19 protein-coding genes are annotated in these 19,379 nt (G+C 63.1%); 12 read left to right on the forward strand and 7 right to left on the reverse strand.

Features of this window, described 5'->3' with window-relative positions:
* Positions 1-95 precede the first annotated feature (95 nt).
* The 3 genes from IG122_RS01855 (at position 96) to IG122_RS01865 (ending at position 2,048) form a co-directional block, all read left to right on the forward strand.
* Entirely contained in the window at positions 96-989 is an 894-nt protein-coding gene (locus tag IG122_RS01855; RefSeq protein WP_193179883.1) for a formate dehydrogenase accessory sulfurtransferase FdhD, read from the forward strand.
* Complete coding sequence (gene mobA, locus IG122_RS01860; protein WP_193179885.1) at positions 979-1,608, forward strand: molybdenum cofactor guanylyltransferase MobA; 630 nt, start codon at positions 979-981, stop codon at positions 1,606-1,608. The genes IG122_RS01855 and mobA overlap by 11 nt, the downstream gene beginning before the upstream one ends.
* A 101-nt stretch (positions 1,609-1,709) precedes the next feature.
* The gene (locus IG122_RS01865) at positions 1,710-2,048 is read left to right on the forward strand and encodes a hypothetical protein (protein ID WP_193179887.1); all 339 of its coding nucleotides are present in this window, start codon (positions 1,710-1,712) and stop codon (positions 2,046-2,048) included.
* Between the two features lie 9 nt (positions 2,049-2,057).
* Here IG122_RS01865 and IG122_RS01870 read toward each other — a convergent pair whose 3' ends face one another.
* Together IG122_RS01870 and IG122_RS01875 are read right to left on the reverse strand one after the other, a co-directional pair.
* Entirely contained in the window at positions 2,058-2,762 is a 705-nt protein-coding gene (locus tag IG122_RS01870) for a Rossmann-like domain-containing protein (protein ID WP_193179889.1), read from the reverse strand.
* 387 nt (positions 2,763-3,149) lie between these two features.
* Positions 3,150-3,353, reverse strand: a complete 204-nt coding sequence (locus IG122_RS01875) for a DUF3553 domain-containing protein (RefSeq protein ID WP_193179892.1) — start codon at positions 3,351-3,353, stop codon at positions 3,150-3,152.
* A 271-nt stretch (positions 3,354-3,624) separates the two neighbouring features.
* On the opposite strand from IG122_RS01875, the gene IG122_RS01880 reads away from it, so the two are divergent.
* From IG122_RS01880 to IG122_RS01905, 6 genes are all read left to right on the forward strand, one after another.
* On the forward strand, positions 3,625-4,194 hold the full coding sequence (locus IG122_RS01880; protein WP_193179894.1) for a histidine phosphotransferase family protein: 570 nt from the start codon (positions 3,625-3,627) through the stop codon (positions 4,192-4,194).
* A 176-nt stretch (positions 4,195-4,370) separates the two neighbouring features.
* Complete coding sequence (locus tag IG122_RS01885) at positions 4,371-7,085, forward strand: hybrid sensor histidine kinase/response regulator (RefSeq protein WP_193179896.1); 2,715 nt, start codon at positions 4,371-4,373, stop codon at positions 7,083-7,085.
* A gap of 7 nt (positions 7,086-7,092) precedes the next feature.
* Positions 7,093-7,584 carry a chemotaxis protein CheW gene (locus IG122_RS01890; protein ID WP_193179898.1) on the forward strand — a complete coding sequence of 164 codons (492 nt, stop codon included), beginning with the start codon at positions 7,093-7,095 and terminating at the stop codon, positions 7,582-7,584.
* Positions 7,585-7,643: 59 nt separating this feature from the next.
* On the forward strand, positions 7,644-8,009 hold the full coding sequence (locus IG122_RS01895) for a response regulator (protein WP_193179900.1): 366 nt from the start codon (positions 7,644-7,646) through the stop codon (positions 8,007-8,009).
* Entirely contained in the window at positions 8,010-9,191 is a 1,182-nt protein-coding gene (locus tag IG122_RS01900) for a protein-glutamate methylesterase/protein-glutamine glutaminase (RefSeq protein WP_226893261.1), read from the forward strand.
* A 6-nt stretch (positions 9,192-9,197) separates the two neighbouring features.
* A complete protein-coding gene (locus IG122_RS01905) occupies positions 9,198-10,034 on the forward strand; it encodes a CheR family methyltransferase (RefSeq protein WP_193179904.1) in 837 nt (278 codons plus the stop codon).
* A 92-nt stretch (positions 10,035-10,126) separates the two neighbouring features.
* Here IG122_RS01905 and ctrA read toward each other — a convergent pair whose 3' ends face one another.
* Positions 10,127-10,849, reverse strand: a complete 723-nt coding sequence (gene ctrA, locus IG122_RS01910) for a response regulator transcription factor CtrA (RefSeq protein ID WP_193179906.1) — start codon at positions 10,847-10,849, stop codon at positions 10,127-10,129.
* A gap of 176 nt (positions 10,850-11,025) precedes the next feature.
* On the opposite strand from ctrA, the gene fliI reads away from it, so the two are divergent.
* Positions 11,026-12,387 carry a flagellar protein export ATPase FliI gene (fliI, locus tag IG122_RS01915; RefSeq protein WP_193179908.1) on the forward strand — a complete coding sequence of 454 codons (1,362 nt, stop codon included), beginning with the start codon at positions 11,026-11,028 and terminating at the stop codon, positions 12,385-12,387.
* An 8-nt stretch (positions 12,388-12,395) separates the two neighbouring features.
* Positions 12,396-12,812 (forward strand): hypothetical protein, encoded by a 417-nt coding sequence (locus IG122_RS01920; protein WP_193179910.1) that lies wholly within the window; start codon positions 12,396-12,398, stop codon positions 12,810-12,812.
* A gap of 23 nt (positions 12,813-12,835) precedes the next feature.
* Here IG122_RS01920 and IG122_RS01925 read toward each other — a convergent pair whose 3' ends face one another.
* A complete protein-coding gene (locus tag IG122_RS01925; RefSeq protein WP_193179911.1) occupies positions 12,836-13,729 on the reverse strand; it encodes a hypothetical protein in 894 nt (297 codons plus the stop codon).
* Positions 13,730-14,519: 790 nt separating this feature from the next.
* On the opposite strand from IG122_RS01925, the gene IG122_RS01930 reads away from it, so the two are divergent.
* Positions 14,520-15,056: a hypothetical protein gene (locus tag IG122_RS01930; RefSeq protein WP_193179913.1), complete on the forward strand. Its 537-nt coding sequence runs from the start codon at positions 14,520-14,522 to the stop codon at positions 15,054-15,056.
* Between the two features lie 288 nt (positions 15,057-15,344).
* Here the strand turns inward: IG122_RS01930 and IG122_RS01935 are convergent, their stop codons facing one another.
* Genes IG122_RS01935 through flhA form a run of 3 tightly spaced genes read right to left on the reverse strand, consistent with a single transcriptional unit; the run spans position 15,345 to position 19,360 of the window.
* Positions 15,345-16,133 (reverse strand): MinD/ParA family protein, encoded by a 789-nt coding sequence (locus tag IG122_RS01935; RefSeq protein ID WP_226893262.1) that lies wholly within the window; start codon positions 16,131-16,133, stop codon positions 15,345-15,347.
* A 39-nt stretch (positions 16,134-16,172) separates the two neighbouring features.
* The gene (locus IG122_RS01940) at positions 16,173-17,171 is read right to left on the reverse strand and encodes a flagellar biosynthesis protein FlhF (RefSeq protein WP_193179917.1); all 999 of its coding nucleotides are present in this window, start codon (positions 17,169-17,171) and stop codon (positions 16,173-16,175) included.
* Positions 17,172-17,218: 47 nt separating this feature from the next.
* Complete coding sequence (gene flhA, locus IG122_RS01945) at positions 17,219-19,360, reverse strand: flagellar biosynthesis protein FlhA (protein ID WP_193179919.1); 2,142 nt, start codon at positions 19,358-19,360, stop codon at positions 17,219-17,221.
* Positions 19,361-19,379 lie beyond the last annotated feature (19 nt).

The following is a 19,379-nucleotide window of genomic DNA, read 5'->3' on the forward strand; positions in this document are numbered from 1 at the left end:
CAGCTTCAATATCGCGCTGAAATTTCGGGCCGTCGACCCCGCGCTTTACCGCGATGTGGATTGCCTGCGCCCGGCTCACTGACCATAGTTAAGCCATGACACAGGACATCCCCGACTATCTCGTCGGCCCTCGGCCTGACGATCCGCGGCTGACGCGTCGGCTGACCGGCCTTGATCACGAAGGCCGCGAGCAGGAGATTTCGGTCATCATGGAACGGCCTTTGACGATCTTCCTGAACGGTCAGGAAATCGTCACCGCCATGACCATCGGTGACTTTCCCGACTACCTCGCGGTCGGCTATCTCCTCAATCAGAACATGCTGCGGCCGGACGATGTGATCACAGGGGTCGAGTACGACGAGGATCTCGAGGTCGTCGTCGTTCGTACCGAACGCGAAACGAATTACGAAGAGAAACTTCAAAAGAAGATTCGCACATCCGGATGCGCCCAGGGGACCGTGTTCGGCGATCTGATGGAGAAGTTCGAGGATATCGAACTGCCGCGCGATGCGGTGCTCAGAACGTCCTGGATCTATGCGCTTTCGCGGCAGATCAACCTGACGCCGAGCCTTTATCTCGAAGCGGGCGCGATCCACGGATGCGTTCTCTGCCGTGAGGACAAGCCGCTGATCTATATGGAGGATGTCGGACGCCACAATGCGATCGACAAGATCGCGGGTTACATGTTCCTCAACCGGATCGAACCGGGCGACAAGATCTTCTACACGACCGGCCGTCTGACCAGCGAGATGGTGATCAAGACCGTGCAGATGGGCATTCCGATCCTGATATCCCGCTCCGGCTTCACCGCCTGGGGCGTCGATCTCGCGCGCGAGGCCGGTCTGACCCTGATCGGACGGGCGAAAGGCAAGCGGTTCATTGCCCTCTCCGGGGGGGAACGGCTGATCTACGATGCGGATCTGGCGTCCGTCGGCGAGGAGCCTTCCCGGAGTTCGCGCAAGTCGAGCGTGACGTCCGATGCCGATTGAGCGCGGCGACATCGTCGGAGTTCTGCTCGCGGGCGGGCAGTCGCGGCGGATGGGCGGCGGCGACAAGTCTCTGAGGAACCTTGTGGGGCGGCCGATCCTCTCGCATGTGATCGAGCGGATCCGCGGCCAGGTCGGGAGACTCGTCCTCAACGCGAACGGAGATCCGGAGCGCTTCTCAGATTTCGGTCTACCGGTTGCTCCGGATGTCGTTGAGGGGCAGCCGGGACCGCTTGCCGGAGTCCTGACCGGCATGCGCTGGGCCATGCAGCACGCCCCGGAGGCGAGTTGGATCCTGACCGTTGCAACCGATGCGCCCTTCGTGCCGACAGACATCGTGGCGCGTCTGGCAGCAGCGATCGAAGCGGAAGACGCGGAGCTTGCCTGCGCCTCGTCGGGTGGACGCCGGCATCCGGTGATCGGGCTTTGGCCCGTGCGGCTCGCGGAAAACCTGCATGGCGCGATCGAGCAAGATGATATTCGTAAGGTTGATCTGTGGACCGCGAGGTTCAAACTTGCGGTCGCTGAATTCTCCGAAAAGCCAACCGATCCGTTTTTCAACGTCAACCGTCCGGACGATCTGGAGGCAGCGGAGCGGGTCTGTCAGCAGGGGGCACTTTAGGCTCCCGTTTTCAGTTTTTCGTAGAAGGTCTTCTCATTCGACCCGCTTAGGCGTAAGATTCTTAAAGATTTTCTTCACCTCGCGACCTTCCGGCGGCCCCTATGACCCGAGTTCTATCGACCCTTCTGATCGTGACGGCGCTGGTCGGGCTCACCGGCTGTTTCGGCGAAGAGGAAAAGCCTGGGCCAAAGCTCGATTTTATCAATGTCCGCAACGACTCCTCCACGGAAGCTCGGGTCCGCGTGAAACTCTGGACCGAGGACATTCTCGTCGTTTCGGCCGGAGATTCCGCGAAGATGGAGTTTCAGGCCGGATCCAGGACCGTCCAGGTCGAGGCGCGCAGCCGCAAGCAGTGGGACGATTGCTGGGTCACCATGCAGGTCGGCGAGACCTTGGTCGTTTCCGATGCCGGCGAGCGGATAGGCTGTTCGGTCGAATAGACCGCCGGATTATTCTTCCGAGAGCATGATCTGTCGGCCATATGGCTTGAAGGCTTTCACCCCGCCGCCATCTGCGATGATCTCGCGTGTTTTTTCCCGGTCTCCGACGATGAACCCGGCGAGCCTGTGGATGCCGTAGGCATGGAGCGCCGGGGCAAGCGGGGCGCCCGGGCCGACCAGAGTGACCCGGCTGCCGATTGCCAGGCGTAGCAGTCCGGCAAGTGTGCCGTTGCTCCAAGCGGATGCGGTGACGACGAAGTGATCCGCGCCTGGAATGACGTAGGGCGCCGCATCCGCCGGCAGATCGTCGGGGCCTGGATGCTTCTCCAGCACGATTGCGCCAGGGCGTTTGCGGGCCAGTTCGGGGAAGCGGCCGACGATCACCGTCCGCTCCGTTCCGGATCCTGGTTCCGGCAGCAAGCCGTCGCTGACCGCGCCGCCGTTGGGAGCGCGGTTCCCGGCATTCGCCGCCGCACATGCGAGGGATCTTTCGATCCCGGCCGCCATGCGCAGACCGCCTGCAAGCGCGCTCAGCGGCGCACCCACATAATCATCGCAGATTTTCGCGGGAATATCGGGGGCCGATCCGCTCGCGAGCAACGGCATTGCAGAGAGGCCGACAGTCTCTTCCGTTTCCACCATCGCCCAGCGTGCTCCCGCAGTAACGCGGGTGATCGTCAGGGGCGGGATATTGCGGATCAACTCCGCGTCCATGCGTTCCGGGCCCCACCACTGGAAGAGACATTCGGGCAAGACCGGATGGGGGCGGAGGTTCCGGATGGCGGAATCGCTGGCGGAGCCTCTGAGGAGAAGCGGGACCCCATGCGTTTTAGCGGTTTCGAGGAGCAGCTGTAGCTCATGGTCTGCGGGGCGGCGGTCCGCTTCCAGATCCAGGAATGCGAGATCGTGGCTCGGCGAAAGATTGTCGGATCCGAGAATTGCGACGGACCATCGGCGGTCTCTCAGACGCCGGACGAACTCGGCAGCCGAGCCCTTATTCCCGTCTTCGGTTTCGGGAAATACCCAAGCAGGTGTCAGGTGGGGAAGCGGAAGCATGCAAGTACGGTCTCATGGCCCCACTCGTGCGGGGCGGGCGTCGGATCAGCCGAAACGGGCGGCGCGTCTTTCTTCGACCATGTCATCGGCGGCGATCAGGTCTACCTTCGCGCTGTTGATAAGCTGTTTGCCGCGGTGCTCGAAATTGACGGTCACGCGGTCTCCGACCACCGACTGGATCTGCCCAATTCCCCAATCCGGTTCGTCCGCCAGCATCACGAAACTTCCAGGAGTGAGGAAATTGGACATTGCACCCTCGTAAACATTGCGTCTCGATGCTGCCGCGGCACTTAAAAAACCGCGATTAATGAATTGTGAAGGAAAGCGGAATCAAACTTCAACAAGTTTCGGTGCGGCAATTTTTTCGACCCATTCGGAAAGGCCGTGTCTGTATTGTGTGTTAAGATTGCGCAGCTAGGACGAGACACCGGGGGCTTTCCGCATGTCAGAGCATATGGGCTTGATTGATATACTTTTATCGCGACTTTTCCATGATCTGATCAGCCCCGTAAGCGCGACTGTGAATGGGGCCGAGCTGATTTCGGACCTCGGCGGAGGTGGCGGCGGCGATCTTGAGCAGGAAGCGCTGGCGCTGATCGGGACCAGCGCGCGGCAAGCCTCGGAGCGCCTGTCCTTTTTCCGAGTCGCGTTCGGTGGGGCGGGATCGACCGCAGACCAGTCAGTGGCCGACGGTGCCGCACTGGCGGAACCTTATCTCAAGGCACGGAAGATCGCGTTCGAACTTGAGTGCGACGCCGATCCTAAATCCGTCCGTCCGCCGGTCGGCGGCATGAAGGTGGCGCTCGGATTCATCTGCACGCTCTGCGAGTGCCTGCCGCGCGGGGGAAGCATTTCCCTCGGCGTCACCGGAGCGGCGGCCGAAGAGATGGTGCTGAAGGCGACGGGCGACGGTGCCAATCTGCTTCCGGAGGTTGCGTCCGCGCTCGAAGAGGGCGCCGATATAGCCAATCTGACCAGCCGATCCGTGGTCGCGCATATTGCGGCAGAAAACGCACGGCGCTTCGGGATGGATTTCGCCTTGGAAGAGGCGTTGAATGCACTCGAAATTCGGTTGCGGACGCAAAGATGAGATTCCAAATCCGAAGCATCTGCTCGGGTGTATTTGCGTTAAATGGGTTAACGTTTTTTTTATCGGTTTGAACTACGGTCGGATGTGTCCGAGAAGTTAGAACCCGGGTCTGGAACAAACGATTTCCAGATCGCGGCGGTCGCGGCCACTGAACGAGGAAGAGTGGGGTTAGATTTATGGATGAACTACTCAGCGAGTTCTTGACGGAGACGTCCGAGAGCGTTTCGGAGCTCGATGTCGAACTGGTTCAACTGGAACAGAATCCGAATGACCAGGCTCTTCTCAGCAATATTTTCCGGCTGGTGCATACGATCAAAGGCACTTGCGGCTTCCTTGGACTGCCGCGCCTCGAGGCCGTTGCGCACGCCGCGGAAAACGTCCTCGGCCGCATCCGCGACGGAAGCCTGGAGGTCACGCCGGACGCGATTACGCTGATCCTCGAGTCCTTCGACCGGATCAAGTGGCTGCTGTCTTCCCTGGAAGAAAACGAGGTCGAACCGGAAGGTGACGACCAGGATCTGATCGACCGTCTCAACATCGTCGCCGAGGGCGGCGCGCTTGGCGACGACGGCGGAGCCCCCGCGCCGGTGGAAGAGCCGGCTGCCGAAGAGCCGGAACCCGAGCGCGAGTTGAAGCCGGGCGAGGTCAGCCTCGACGAACTGGAGCGTGCCTTCATGGAAGCGCCTGGTCCCGAAGACATGGCCACCGAAGAGCCGGAAGCCGAGCCTGCGGAAGAACCGGCTGAGCCGGAACCTGCCGCCGAAGCGCCACCTCCGGCCGCGAAAAAGGAAGTCGCCGTCAGTGGCGGCCAGAGCGTCGCGAAGCAGCCGGAGCAGGACAAGCAGGTCCGTGAATCCGCGGTCGCGAACCAGACGATCCGCGTCAATGTCGACCTGCTCGAAAACCTGATGACCATGGTCAGCGAGTTGGTGTTGACCCGTAACCAGCTGATGCAGATCTCCCGGAACGAGAAGGACAGCGAGTTCACCGTTCCGTTGCAGCGTCTGAGCCAGGTCACGTCCGAGCTGCAGGAAGGCGTCATGAAGACGCGCATGCAGCCGATCGGCAATGCTTGGTCGAAGCTGCCGCGCCTGGTCCGCGATCTCTCGATCGAACTGAACAAGAAGATCGATCTGGTGATGCTCGGTGCCGATACCGAACTCGACCGCCAGGTGCTCGAGCTGATCAAGGATCCGTTGACCCACATGGTCCGCAATTCGGCCGACCACGGCATCGAAGAAGGTGTCGATCGAGTCGCGGCCGGGAAGCCGGAAGGCGGAACCATCACGCTGAACGCCTATCACGAAGGCGGTCACATCATCATCGAGATCAAGGACGACGGCAAAGGCCTCGATCCGGAGAAGATCAAGGCCAAGGCGGTCGCCAACGGTCTGGTCGCCGAGTCCGAAGCCGACTCTCTGTCCGAGCAGCAGATCCAGCAGTTCATCTTCCGTGCGGGCTTCTCGACGGCCGCCCAGGTCACTTCGGTCTCCGGCCGTGGCGTGGGCATGGACGTCGTGCGCACCAATATCGAGAAGATCGGCGGCACGATCGAGCTGAAGTCGGTTTTCGGCAGGGGCTCGACCTTCATCATCAAGATCCCGCTGACCCTGGCCATCGTCTCCGCCCTGATCGTGGAAGCCGGCGGTGAGCGTTTCGCCATCCCGCAGCTCAGCGTCGTGGAACTGGTCCGGGCGTCGAGCAACAGCGAGCACAAGATCGAGGAAGTCCACGGCACACCGGTTCTGCGCTTGCGCAACCGCCTGCTGCCTCTGGTTTCGCTCCGGCGTCTGCTCCGGCTCGACGAAGGTGTCGAGGAGATGCCGCAGGAGACCTTCATCGTCGTGCTTCAGATCGGAACCTATTCGGTCGGCATCATGGTGGACCGGGTGTTCGACACCGAGGAAATCGTGGTCAAGCCGGTGGCGCCGATCCTGCGCAATATCACGCTCTTCTCCGGCAACACCATTCTCGGCGACGGCAGCGTGATCATGATCCTCGATCCGAACGGGATCGCCGCCGCCAGCGGAGAGCTCAAGATGGTCGACGAGGATGCCAAGGATACCGCGCGTCAACTGGCGCATCGCTCCGACGTCTCTTCGCTGCTTCTTTTCCGCGCCGGGGGCAAGAGCCCGAAAGCCGTGCCGCTCGCACTGGTTGCGCGCCTGGAAGAGATCGATCTCGCCTCAGTGGAATATTCCGAAGGCCGGCCGCTGGTTCAGTATCGCGGTCAGCTCATGCCTCTGATCCCGATGGTCGAAGGCATGGAGCTCGAAAAGGAAGGCCGTCAGCCGGTGCTCGTCTTCACCGACAACGATCGCTCCATGGGCCTGATCGTCGACGAGATCGTCGATATCGTCGAGGACCGGATCCATATCGAGGTTCGTCCGGATCATCCCTGGCTCATGGGCAGCGCGGTCATTGCCGGCAAGGCGACCGAAGTCATCGATGCGGGTTACTACCTGACCCAGGCCTATGGCGACTGGTTCGGCTCCGCCGAGAGCGACAGCCAAGAGCCCGAAGGCTCGCGGCGGGTCCTGCTGGTGGATGACAGCGCGTTCTTCCGCAATCTGATCAAGCCGCTGCTCTCGGTGGCGGGCTATGACGTGACGATCGCGGAGCATGCGGAAGCCGCTCTCGATCTCTGCGAGAACGGGGCCGATTTCGATGCCATCATCAGCGATATCGAGATGCCTGGTATGGACGGCTTCGAGCTGACCCGTCGCCTGCGCTCGATCGACCGCTGGCAGGAGACGCCGATCATCGCGCTCTCGTCGCATACGAGCCCGCGTGATCTCGACCGTGGCCGCGAAGTCGGCTTCACGGACTATATCGCCAAACTTGACCGTGACGCGCTGCTCGAAACGCTGGCGCAAACCATCGACGCGTGAGGGACTGATGACCGACCTACCTGCGACTCAATCCACCGGGCAAAGCCTTATCGCGCTCGGCGAGCTGAAACAGTTCGTCTCGATCATGATCGGCAAACAGCTCTTCGGAATTCCGGTGCTTCAGGTGCATGATGTGCTTGGACCGCAGCGGATCACCCGGATCCCGCTCTCTCCGAAAGAAGTGGCCGGATCTCTCAATCTGCGTGGCAGGATCGTTACCGCGATCGATATCCGCAGCCGTCTGAACATGCCGCCGAGGTCCGACGACCAAGAAGGCATGAGCGTGGTCGTCGAGGACCAGGGCGAGCTTTACAGCCTGATGGTAGACTCGGTCGGCGAGGTGCTCTCGCTCGACGAGGCGACCTTTGAGCAGCACCCCTCGACGCTTGGCGAGAATATCCGGGAGGTCTCGACCGGAATCTATCGTCTGGATAGCAGTCTTCTGGTTGTTTTTGATGTGCCGTCGCTTTTGCGGTTCCAGGGTGAGGAAGCGGCCTAGAGTGCATCGCTCGCAAGAGTGTGCGACAATCTACGCGTGACGATTCGCGGAGCTATTAGATGAAGACCTGTCTGATCGTGGATGACTCCAAGGTCGTTCGTATGGTGGCCCGGAAGATCCTCGAAGAGCTGAAGTTCGAGACTTCCGAAGCCGAAGATGGACAGATTGCGCTGGACGTCTGCAAAGCCGAACTTCCCGATGCCGTACTGCTTGACTGGAACATGCCGGTGATGAGCGGGATCGATTTTCTGCGCGAACTCCGAAAACTTCCGGAAGGTGACCGGCCGCTGGTGGTCTTCTGCACTACGGAAAACGACATGGCCCACATCCAGGAAGCGCTGGCCGCCGGTGCGAACGAGTACATCATGAAACCGTTCGACAGCGAGATCATTGAAACCAAGTTTTCTCAGATCGGGTTGTTGTAGATGCGCGGACCTATTACGTCCGCGGCGTCAAAACCGCGGTCGAATGACCCGTACCGAGTCATGCTCGTGGATGATTCCGCGGTGATCCGCGGGCTCTTTACCCGATTTCTCGAGGCCGATCCGGACGTCAAGATCGTCGCATCGGTCGGTGACGGGCAGCGCGCTATCGATACTCTCAAGAACAATGACGTCGAGATCATCGTGCTCGACATCGAGATGCCGCGTATGGACGGCATCACCGCGCTTCCGGAACTTCTGAAGGTCGACCCGAAAGTGCAGATCGTCATGGCATCGACCCTGACGGCACGTAACGCGGAAATCTCCCTGAAGGCATTGTCGCTTGGCGCCCGCGACTATTTGACCAAACCGAGCTCGACCTCCGAAATGACGGGCGCGGCCGACTTCCCGAGCGATCTTCTGAGCAAGGTGAAGGCTTTCGGTGCGCAGCGCCGCCGCAAGGTGGGCGCGGCCCAGCCGTCGGATGCTACCGCACGTACCGCCGTGCCCGGGAAGGCGGACGCGACGGCACGGTCGGCCACGGCCCGCCCCGGCGCAACGCGGCCGGCTCCGGCGACATCCGCGCAGTTCGCGCTCAGAAAGCCGAGCGGCCGGAAGCCGGAGGTGATCGGCATCGGCAGCTCGACCGGCGGCCCGCAGGCCCTCTTCAAGGTGCTGGCCGATATTCCGAAAACGATCCGCCAGCCGATCCTGGTCACGCAGCATATGCCGCCGACCTTTACGACGATCCTGGCGGAGCACATCACGAAATCCTCGGGCTGGGTCTGTTCGGAAGCAAAAACGGGCGATGTGGTGGCGCCGGGGCGAATCTATCTGGCACCGGGCGGTTATCACATGACCGTGAAAACGGAAGGCACCGAAAAGGTGATCGCGCTCAATCAGGAGCCGCCGGAGAATTTCTGCCGTCCGGCAGTGGATCCGATGATGCGCAGCCTGATCAAGGCCTATGGCCGCGTGCTTGCGGTGATATTGACCGGGATGGGGCATGACGGTCGCGAGGGGTGCCGCGCAGTTGTCGAGGCCGGCGGCGACGTGATTGCCCAGGACGAGATGACGAGTGTGGTCTGGGGCATGCCGGGAGCGGTTGCGCAAGCGGGATTGTGCTGCGAAGTTCTCCCGGTTACGGATATCGGCGCCAGCGTCCAGCGGTTGGCGAGGGGGTAGGCTGGTATGAACAGCTCAGATTTCGAATTCCTGTCCAGTCTGCTGTACAAACAGTCGGGTCTCGTTCTCACTCCCGACAAGGGGTATCTGCTTGAAACGCGGCTGCAGCCGGTTGCACGTAGCCACGGACTGAGTTCCATCGAACAGATCGTGTCGACGCTTCGTTCCCGGCGGGACGAGCGGCTGGTCAATTCCATCACCGACGCGATGACCACGAACGAGTCCCTGTTTTTCCGCGATCGGACTCCCTTCGAACAGTTCAAGACCGTCGTGCTGCCCAAGCTGCTTGAGACGCGGGCGGCGAAGAAGCAGATCCGGATCTGGAGCGCGGCCTGCTCATCGGGGCAGGAGCCGTATTCGCTGTCCATGATCCTAGACGAATTGTCTGCCAAGCTCGCCGGCTGGCGCATCGAGATCATCGCCACGGACATTTCCAGCGAGATGATCGCGCGTGCCCGCTCCGGCATCTATTCCCAGTTCGAAGTGCAGCGCGGTCTGCCGGTCCAGCTGCTGGTGAAGTATTTCCAGCAGGACGGGGATCGCTGGCAGCTGAACGAGAAGATCCGCCGGATGGTGACCTTCCGCGAGTTCAATCTGTTGCAGGATCCGCGCGCCCTCGGCAATTTCGACGTCGTGTTCTGCCGCAACGTGCTGATCTATTTCGATCAGAACACCAAGCGTCAGGTGCTTGACGGGATCTCCCGGCAAATGGCGCCTGACGGGTATCTCTATCTTGGCGGGGCGGAAACCGTGATCAGCATCACGGACAAGTTCCAGCCGGTGAAGGGGCAGAGGGGCATGTATATGCCGACCGGCGCCGGAGGTCAGAAGGCCGCGATCTGACGCCGCAGCCGCTGGGCTGTTCGGGACATGAAAAAAGGGGCTGGCTCCGATCGGGCCAGCCCCTTTTCATTGATCGGTCGGAAAGAGCGCGGTTATTCGGCCGGCTCCTTGACCTTCTTGCTCTGCGACGCGGTCTCGGCTTCCGGATCGCGCAACACATAGCCGCGGCCCCACACCGTTTCGATGTAGTTGGCACCGCCGGTCGCCTTCGAGAGCTTTTTCCGCAGCTTGCAGACGAACACGTCGATGATCTTCAGTTCGGGTTCGTCGATGCCGCCATAGAGATGGTTCAGGAACATCTCCTTGGTCAGCGTCGTGCCCTTGCGCAGGGAGAGCAGTTCGAGGATCGCGAATTCCTTGCCGGTGAGGTGGACCGGCTTGCCGTCGACCTCGGCGCTCCGGGTCGTGAGATTGACCGAAATCGGCCCGGTCTCGATGACCGAGTCGGAGTGGCCTTTAGAACGGCGGATGATCGCCTGCATCCGGGCGATCAGCTCGCGCCGGTCGAACGGCTTGGTGAGATAATCGTCGGCACCGAATCCGAGGCCTTTGATCTTGTTGTCCATTTCGGACAGGCCGGAGAGAATCAGGATCGGCGTCTCGACCTTCGAGCTGCGCAGACGGCGGAGGACCTCATACCCGTCGAGGTCCGGCAGCATCAGGTCGAGCAGGATGATGTCGTAATCGTACAGGCGGCCGATTTCCAGACCGTCCTCTCCGTGCTCGGTAACGTCGACGACAAAACCTTCGGACTTCAGCATCAGTTCGATGCTTTGCGCGGTCGCGGTATCGTCTTCTACCAGGAGTACTCGCATGGGACCCTCCCTAATTTTTGCTCATTATAAACGTTAACGCCGTTAGATAAACAAACGGTTAACCTATGGCTCCGCCCGTCGAAAACGTGCCAGAAGGCCAGGTTGATGATAGACTTTATTAACTAGATGGCGAACGGCCTGCGGAAAGGCCTTTTTTCTCTGCTGGAGAGCGTCAAGTGGCGACTGCCCTCGGAAATCTCGCATCCGAAATCGACAAGATTGCCGAGTTCCGGCTCTACGGCCGGGTGACTGCCGTTCTGGGAATGATGGTCGAGGTCGGCGGCGTCGACCGCGCACTTTCGATCGGGGACCGTCTGCATCTCCAGGCGCGGAGCGGGACGCGGGTGAGCTGCGAGATCGTCGGCTTCAAGGACGGTCGCGCCCTTGCGATGCCGTTCGGGTCGTTGGACGGCATCGGCATCGGCAGCCGCGCGGAAATCTCCGATGCTGCCCCCGTGATCTTTCCGCACGAGGGCTGGCTCGGCAGGGTCGTGAATGCCATGGGCGAGCCGGTGGACGGCAAGGGCCCGCTCGGTGACGGTCCGAAAGGCTGCCCGGTGAAGACGCCTCCGCCGCCGGCCCATGCCCGTCAGCGGGTCGGGGAGAAGCTCGATCTCGGGGTTCGCGCGATCAACACCTTCATCTCGGTCTGCAAGGGCCAGCGTATGGGCATCTTCGCCGGTTCCGGGGTCGGCAAGTCGATGCTGATGTCGATGATCGCCCGCTTCACCCAGAGCGAGGTGAACGTGATCGGGCTGATCGGCGAGCGCGGGCGCGAGGTGCAGGAATTCATCCAGGATTACCTCGGCGAGGAAGGCCTTGCCCGCAGCGTCGTGGTGGTCGCGACCTCGGACGAATCGCCTCTTATGCGGCGACAGGCGGCGCACCTGACCCTTGCGGTCGCGGAATATTTCCGCGACGAGGGCAAGACCGTCATGTGCATGATGGACAGCGTGACCCGTTTCGCTATGGCGCAGCGCGAGATTGGCCTTGCGACGGGTGAACCGCCCGCTTCGAAGGGCTATACGCCAACCGTTTTCGCCGAGCTGCCGAAACTGTTGGAACGGGCGGGTCCGGGTACGGGCGAGGGGACGATCACCGGCCTTTTCACTGTGCTGGTCGAGGGCGACGATCACAACGAGCCGATCTCCGACGCCGTGCGCGGGATCATCGACGGACATATCGTGCTGGATCGCGGGATCGCGGACCGCGGGCGCTATCCCGCCATCAACGTGCTCCGAAGCGTGTCGCGGACCATGCCGGACTGCAACACGGCCGAGGAAAACGCGCTGGTGCGGCGTGCTCGGTCCCTCATGGCGACCTACGAGAACATGGCGGACATGATTCGGCTCGGCGCCTATCGCCGAGGCAGCGACCCGGAAGTTGACGAGGCAATCCTCTATCATGACTCCCTCGAGCGATTTCTCTCGCAAGACAAGAACGAGGCTGCGACGCTCGAGGCCGGATACGATCAGCTCGATGCGATCCTCTCGATGATCGGCGACGCGTCTCCCGTACCGGAAGACGAAGACGATTAGGATGAGCCGTGAGCCAGTTCGAACAACTCGTCCGCCTCAGAACCTGGGAACTTGACGAAAAGCGCCGCGCGATGGGCGCTCTGCTTGCGGAGGAAGCTGCGCTCCTTGCGGAATCCGAGGCTATGGAGCGAGAGTTCGAGAGGGAAAAGCAGGCCGCCGGCGCTTCTCTGGAAGCGCGCCGGACACTTGAAGGCTACATGGTGCATTTCAAGCAGCGCGAACAAGCCCTTGCCGGACGTATCGCGGCGAAGCGCACGGAGATCGATGCCGCCAACGAGGAGGTCCTCGACGCCTACCAGGAACTCCGCAAGGCCGAAGCGGCCGAGGAACAGCATGCCGCCCGGGAAGCGGAGCGGGTCGCCCGGCTTGAGCAGATGGAACTCGACGAGATTGCGCTCAACATCATGAAGCGGCGCGAAAGGTAGCGCTTCGGGAGCGCTCCAGCCGTCTACGCATAGACGTCCGGCCCCTGCCGTCCGTCCGGCATCAGTTCGGCGAGCGGAAGCGGGGGGAACTCCTTCTGCACCTTGAAGCTGACCGCACCCTCCATCCCCGTCCGGGCAGCCGTCGTCTCGAAGATATCGATGATGTCCGCCCGCATCTGCGACGGCAGTGCGTGTCTGGTCCGGATCAGGAGGGAGAGCGACTTCTTCGCAACCGAGCCGTCGATCTGGAACGGTCCGAGGCCGCTCAGAGCAAGGTCGACGATGAATCGGGTTTCACTGTCCTGTGCGCTTTCCTCGCTTTCCTCGCCATCGCGCTTCTTCCTGTCGTCCCTCGGCTGGAACGGAGCCGGAAGGATGAAGAGCCGCAGTTGCTCCAGCATATCGTTGTTCTGCATCGGCATGAAGAAGGCGCGCCATCCGCTGCTCTCCGGCCCGCCTTCGCTGGCCCGGTTCAGCGACTGGAAATCGCCGCCGAGTGCGGACAGGAGTCGGCTGTTGATGCTCTCAAGGCCTTGGTTGGCATCCCTGCCGATCCAGCTGCCGAGTGATCCGCCGCGGACCGCGGCGAGGAAGAACAGCATCGATGCGGTCAGCTGGGGCCCCGGCCGGGCGATGGTTGCGGCAAGTTGCGCTGCCCCTTGGGGTGCTGCGATTTCAAGCGCCCGCAGGCTCTCTTCAAGTGCGGGCCATTCGCGGGACAGGACCGAGAGCGGCGTCTGCTGCGCGGTGCCGCTCCGCCCGGCGCTTTCGGCAGCGGCACGGGACAGCATTTCCATGCGGATTTCCGACTGCAGCTGGCTGCTTTCGGCGCGCGCGGCAATGTCGAGCAAGCCGACCGAGGAATTCACGATCGCTTGGCCGTTCCCGCCTGTGGCGACGATGGTGCCGGAAATCACCGTTCCTCCCGAACCGGGCTGAGCGCCGAGCGCGTTGCTTGCCGGCTGGCCGACAGAAAGCACCCGGACCGGAAAATCGGTCCCCGGCGGCAGTGCAGCGCCGGGACGTGGCGCTGCCGCGGGAGCAGTCTGTCCGACTGTGGAGTTGGGGGAGGCGGCGGGCGAGGAAGCTGGCTGCGCCGCGGGCGTCGGACCGGTTCCCGTGCCGCTCCCCGAAAGGGGGGCTGAGGCGGCTGGCGACGGCTGTGCGGCGGATGTGGGTGTTGCCGCGGCTGGAGTAGCGGCCGGGGGCGTTGTCGCCGCCGGAGCGGGCGGGGGCGACGGAGCGGTTGGGGGAGGCGCCGGCTGGCCGGATCCGGTGGGCGTAGCAGTCGGCTGGACGATGGACGGGGATTGCCCTGTCGTTGTTGAAGTGCCGGTCTGCGGTGCCTGGCTCGCTGCGCCGGTTGGCGGCGACGAAGCGGGCGCAGCTCCCGTGTTTGCTGCCGCTTGTGGTCCGGAAACCGTAGGTGCCTGAGCGGAAGCCGTCGCCGGGGTCGCCTGCGGAGTGGGACCCTGAGCCGGCGGTGTTGCACCGGCCGCCGGCGGAGTTCCTTGCGCAGTAGCGGTTGCCGGTGCCTGTGGCGCGGCGCCGCCGGCAACCGTTCCGGCCGGTTGGGCTTGGACGGCTGTCGGCGTGCTCTGGACCGAAGATTGCGCCGCCGCTGCGGGGATCGTGACCGAGGGTCTGAGTTGCGGACTGGAGGCAATCAGATAACGTGCTGCGGCCTGTGCCGCCTGTTGAGGGCTGATGCCGCCCCCGGCCGAGGGCAGGGGGCCGCTGGCAACGCCTTGCGGCAGGGAGGCCGTTCGCAGGACGATCGCGCGCGTTATCTGTCCGTCGCTCAGCGGCGGCAGGGCTTTGGGCGCCGTGCTCTGGGCTTGCGCCGTCGCCGGGGTTGCGGCCGTGGAGCGGGCTGCGGATGTGCCTCCGGCGGCGTCCGTCGGGAGTGCCGAGCGTGGCTGGAGCAGGGCCTGGAGCCCGTTCTCGGTCTGCCGGGCGGTCAGGGCCACCACGACTCCTGCACGCAGAAATGCGGGAATCTGCCGCGGATTGATCTGGATGGTCGCCTCGCCGGCAGCGGTGCGCACCGATACGGTCCCGTCGGTCAGGATCCGGGTGACGGTCGCTTCTTGTGGCACAGCGCGCGCTGCTGCCTGCGCGGGCGCTGGTTGGCTCTGTGGCGGCGGCGATGCAGGGGCCGGTGCCGGAGCCTGTGCAGACGGGGCGGGCGGTGCAGGTGTTCCGCTCTGGGATGGCGCGGCACTTTGCGGAGGCGGTGTCTGAGGCGCCGGCGGTTGAGGAGCCGGAGATTGAGCGGCCGGCGTCTGCGCGGGTGCTTGCTGAGCCGGAGGTTGCCCTCCGCCGGACTGCGGTTGCGGTGCGGCCGATGGCTGTTGTGGAGCTGGCGTGGATTGTGCGGATGGCTGGGCCGCGGTTCCGGTGCCGGCCTGAAGGGCGCTCGCCCCGCCCGTGACCCGCCCTTCGACCTGCGCCGCCGGAGTTTGTCCGGGGGCGCTTGTCTGCGGTGTCGGGGCGGTAGGCTGGACGGTGCTCAATCTGCTCTCTTCGCTGCTACAGCAGCTTGTCGACGATGGCCTCCATGTCGGTCGAAGCCATGGTCGACGGGAAACGGCTCAGGATCGGGCTCTGGTTCCGGATCGACTCAATCACCTTGCGGTCTCGGCGGATGATGCCGAGCAGGGCCGGTTCGAACTTCAGGAAGTTCATTGTCGCCTTGCGCAGGGTTTCGTAGGTCTTGCGGCCGTCATTTACGGAGTCCGCGCTGTTCACGACGATCGAGATGTCGCAGTTCGGATCGTTCTGGTGCGCGACCTTGACGAAGGCGTAGGCGTCGGTCAGGGACGTCGGCTCCGCCGTGGTGACGACCACGATCTGGCCGGCCCGCGAGGCCAGGATTCGTACCGTACGGTCGAGGCCCGCGCCGAGGTCCATGACGACCCGGTCGTAGCTGTCCGAGAGCTGCACGAGCTCGTTGCCGAGGGACTGCAGCCGGTTCGCCGGCAGGGTTGCGAGACTGCCGGAACCGGAACGCCCGGCGATAATGTCAAAATTGCCGTCCTCATAGTGGATCTTGGCCTGGGCGAGCGAAAGGCGCCCGCCGATCACGCCGCCGAGGTCGCGCTGCGGCATCAGCCCGAGCTGGATATCGACGTTCGCGAGCCCGAGATCGGCATCGAACAGAAGCACCTTCTTACCCATGCGGCTGAGGCCGTGGGCGAGGGTGACGGAGAACCAGGTCTTGCCCACGCCGCCTTTGCCCGAAGCAACGGCGAGGATCTTCGGCCCCTTGAGGGCCGCCCCGCTGGCGGCAGTCTGACGCGGTTTATCGGCAGGCGACATCATAGGACAAACCCTTCGTCCGGTTCCCTGTTAACGGTCTCAGCCATAAGCGCCTCGCACTTCCGGCTCCTCGTCGTCGAAGTTCTGCACCACGGAATGTGGAAGCAACAATCGGGCCAGTGTGACCGGGTTCATCGGCCGGAGCCCGTCGGCGACACTCGGCCCGACGCCGACCTCGGTAAGCTGCAGATCGGCCACCGCAGCGGCGCTGAGATAGGAGCCGAAGCGCCGGGTCATGTCGAGCCGGGTCAGGAGCAGGCGCCGGGCGCCGAGTTCACGGTAGATCCGGGCGATCTCCGCGGCTTCCATCGGATCCGCCCCGCCGGCCATGACCAGGACCACGTCGGCATTGACCGCCTTGATCAGGCGCGCCTGGCGGGCCACATCGGTATCGTCGAATGGATTGCCGCCGGGGCAATCGATCAGAATATGTCCGCGTCCTTCCGCACCGGCAACGGCAGCGCGCAGTTCCTCGGGCGTGCCGGCGCTGATCAGCTTGAGCTTGAGGATCTTTGTGAAGGCTTCCAGCTGCGCGAAACCACCGGCGCGCACCGTGTCCGTCGTGATGACGCGGACAGGCTGCTTGCGCATCACGATCTGGGTTGCCAGCTTGGCGATGGTGACGGTCTTGCCGGCGCCGGGCATGCCAACCAGGACGATCGGTTTTTCGGCGTTACCGATCGGCATGGGCGCGAAGGTGAAATAGCGGTCGATGGCGCCGGCAAGGGCCAGCACCGGGTCCTCCAGCGCCATCTCCTCCGCGGCCGCGATCAGGTCGTCGGAGAGCTGCGGCGGAACGCCATTGTTCAGCAGGGCGTCTGTGATGATCTCGATCGGATCGTGGTAGAGCTCGTCCTCGTAGGACTCCTCCTCGAAGTCGTAATCGTCTTCGACCTGATCGATGGCTGCGGTGATGCGGACGCCTTTCCCGTTCTCGCCTGCCTGGGTCGAGACGATGATCGCCTCCTCGCCGAAATGCTGCTTCACCAGCGCCATGGCGTCATTCATCGTATCGGCGGAAAAAGTCTTCAGGCGCATGGGTCCCTCACCGGCGAAGCGCGTTTTCGAGGCGCCCTAGACGTAAACTAAACTTGGCCAAGCGTCTTGATCCGTGCCTTGGGGTGAATTTCGTTCTGAGACATTACCACAGTCTGCGAGCGGAACCGCTCGACGATCGAACGAACGTACGGCCGGATGCCCGGCGAGGTCAGAACAGCGGGGAATTCACCAACCTCCGCCAGTTGGTCCAGGGTTTTGCGGAGCGCGGTGATGAATTCCTGTAGTTTGCTCGGAGGCATCGAAAGCTGCTGGTCCTCGCCCTGGCCGATGATGGAGTTCGCGAAGGTCTGCTCCCAGTCCGGCGACAGGGTGACGAGGTGGATGACACCGTCGTCCGCCGTGTTCTGCTCGCTGATCTGGCGGGCGAGGCGGGTGCGCACATGCTCGGTCATCAGCGTGATATTGCGGGTGAAGGTCGCGGCCTCCGAGATTCCTTCCAGAATGGTCGGCAGATCGCGGATCGAGACGCGCTCGCCGAGGAGATTTTGCAGGATGCGCTGCAGGCCGCCGATCGAGATGTTCGACGGCACCACGTCGGTGACCAGCTTCTGGTACTGATCCGGCAGCTCGTCGAGCAGTTTCTGGGTTTCCGTGTAGGACAGCAGCTCGCGCATATTGTCCCGGATCAGCTCGGTCAGGTGGGTTGTCACCACGGTCGAGGGATCGACCACGGTATAGCCCTTGAAGAGGGCTTCCTCGCGTTGTTCCGGCCCGACCCACATGGCGGGAAGGCCGAAGGTCGGCTCCCGTGTCTCGGTACCTGCGAGATCGATCGGATTGCCGGCCGGATCCATGACCAGCAGACGGTTCGGTCGGATATCGCCGCGTCCGACCTCGATCTCCTTCACTCGTATGACATAGGTGTTTGCCGGGAGTTGCAGATTATCCTGGATACGGACCTGAGGCATGATGAAGCCGCTCTCGACCGCGAGCTGGCGCCGGAGAGCGCGGATTTGATCGGTCAGGCGCTGGCCTTCGACAGTCTCGTTCACCAGCGGCAGCAGGCCGTAGCCGAGCTCCAGACGGACGAGGTCGATATGCAGGGCAGAGGAGATCGGTTCTTCCGGCGGCGGCGCGGCGGCTTCGTCGGCCTCGCGCTGTACCTCCGCCGCGGCGACCTTTTCGTTCTGGTTGTGGATCATGTAGGCGAGGCCGCCGACGGCCGCGGCGAGCATCAGGAAGATCAGAGTCGGAAAGCCGGGGAGCAGAGAGAGGATCGCAAGCAGCACGGCGCAGAGTGCGAGCGCTTTCGGATATCCGCCGAGCTGGCCGAACACGGCTTTCTCGGTGGTTCCCGTCGTGCCGCCCTTGGTGACCAGCATACCCGCGGCCGTGGAGACGATCAGCGCCGGGATCTGGCTGACGAGACCGTCGCCGACGGTCAACAGCGTGTAGGTGGAGAAGGCGTCGGCGAAGCTGACGCCCTGTTGGGCGATGCCGATCACCATGCCGCCGATAACGTTGATCACGGTGATCAGGAGGCCGGCGACCGCGTCGCCGCGCACGAACTTGGAGGCACCGTCCATGGCGCCGAAAAAGGTGCTTTCGGCGCTCAGCTCCTCGCGCCGGTTGCGCGCCTGGTCCTCATTTATCAAACCGGAGGACAGGTCGGCGTCGATCGCCATCTGTTTGCCGGGCATCGCATCGAGGCTGAACCGCGCCGCGACTTCCGCGATACGGCCGGAGCCTTTGGTGATGACGATGAAGTTCACGATCACCAGGATCGAGAAGACGATGATTCCGATGGCCGCGTTGCCGCCCATCATGAAGGCGCCGAAGGCCTGGATCACTTCGCCGGCCGCGTCGGTGCCGGTATGACCGTCCGCCAGGATCAGCCGTGTCGAGGCCAGGTTGAGCGCCAGACGCAGCATCGTCGCGATCAGCAGGACCGTCGGGAAGGCGTTGAAATCGAGCGGTTTCTCGATAAAGAGCACGGTCATCAGGATGATGACCGACAGCGCGATCGAGATCCCGAGCAGGACGTCGAGCAGCATTGTCGGCACGGGCAGGATCAGAACCGAGAGAATTCCGATCACCCCGAGCGCGAGATAGATGTCCCCGCGCATCGTCATCCCCTTCAGCCCCTCGAGGCTGAAGGAGGGAAGGGCGGTGCCCGATCCGGAGCCGCCGCCGTCCGGCCGCGGTGACTGGCCCGAGGCGTCGCTCATTCAGAGGCTCTCATGATCG

The sequence above is a fragment of the Nisaea sediminum genome, assembly GCF_014904705.1.
GTDB lineage: Bacteria > Pseudomonadota > Alphaproteobacteria > Thalassobaculales > Thalassobaculaceae > Nisaea > Nisaea sediminum.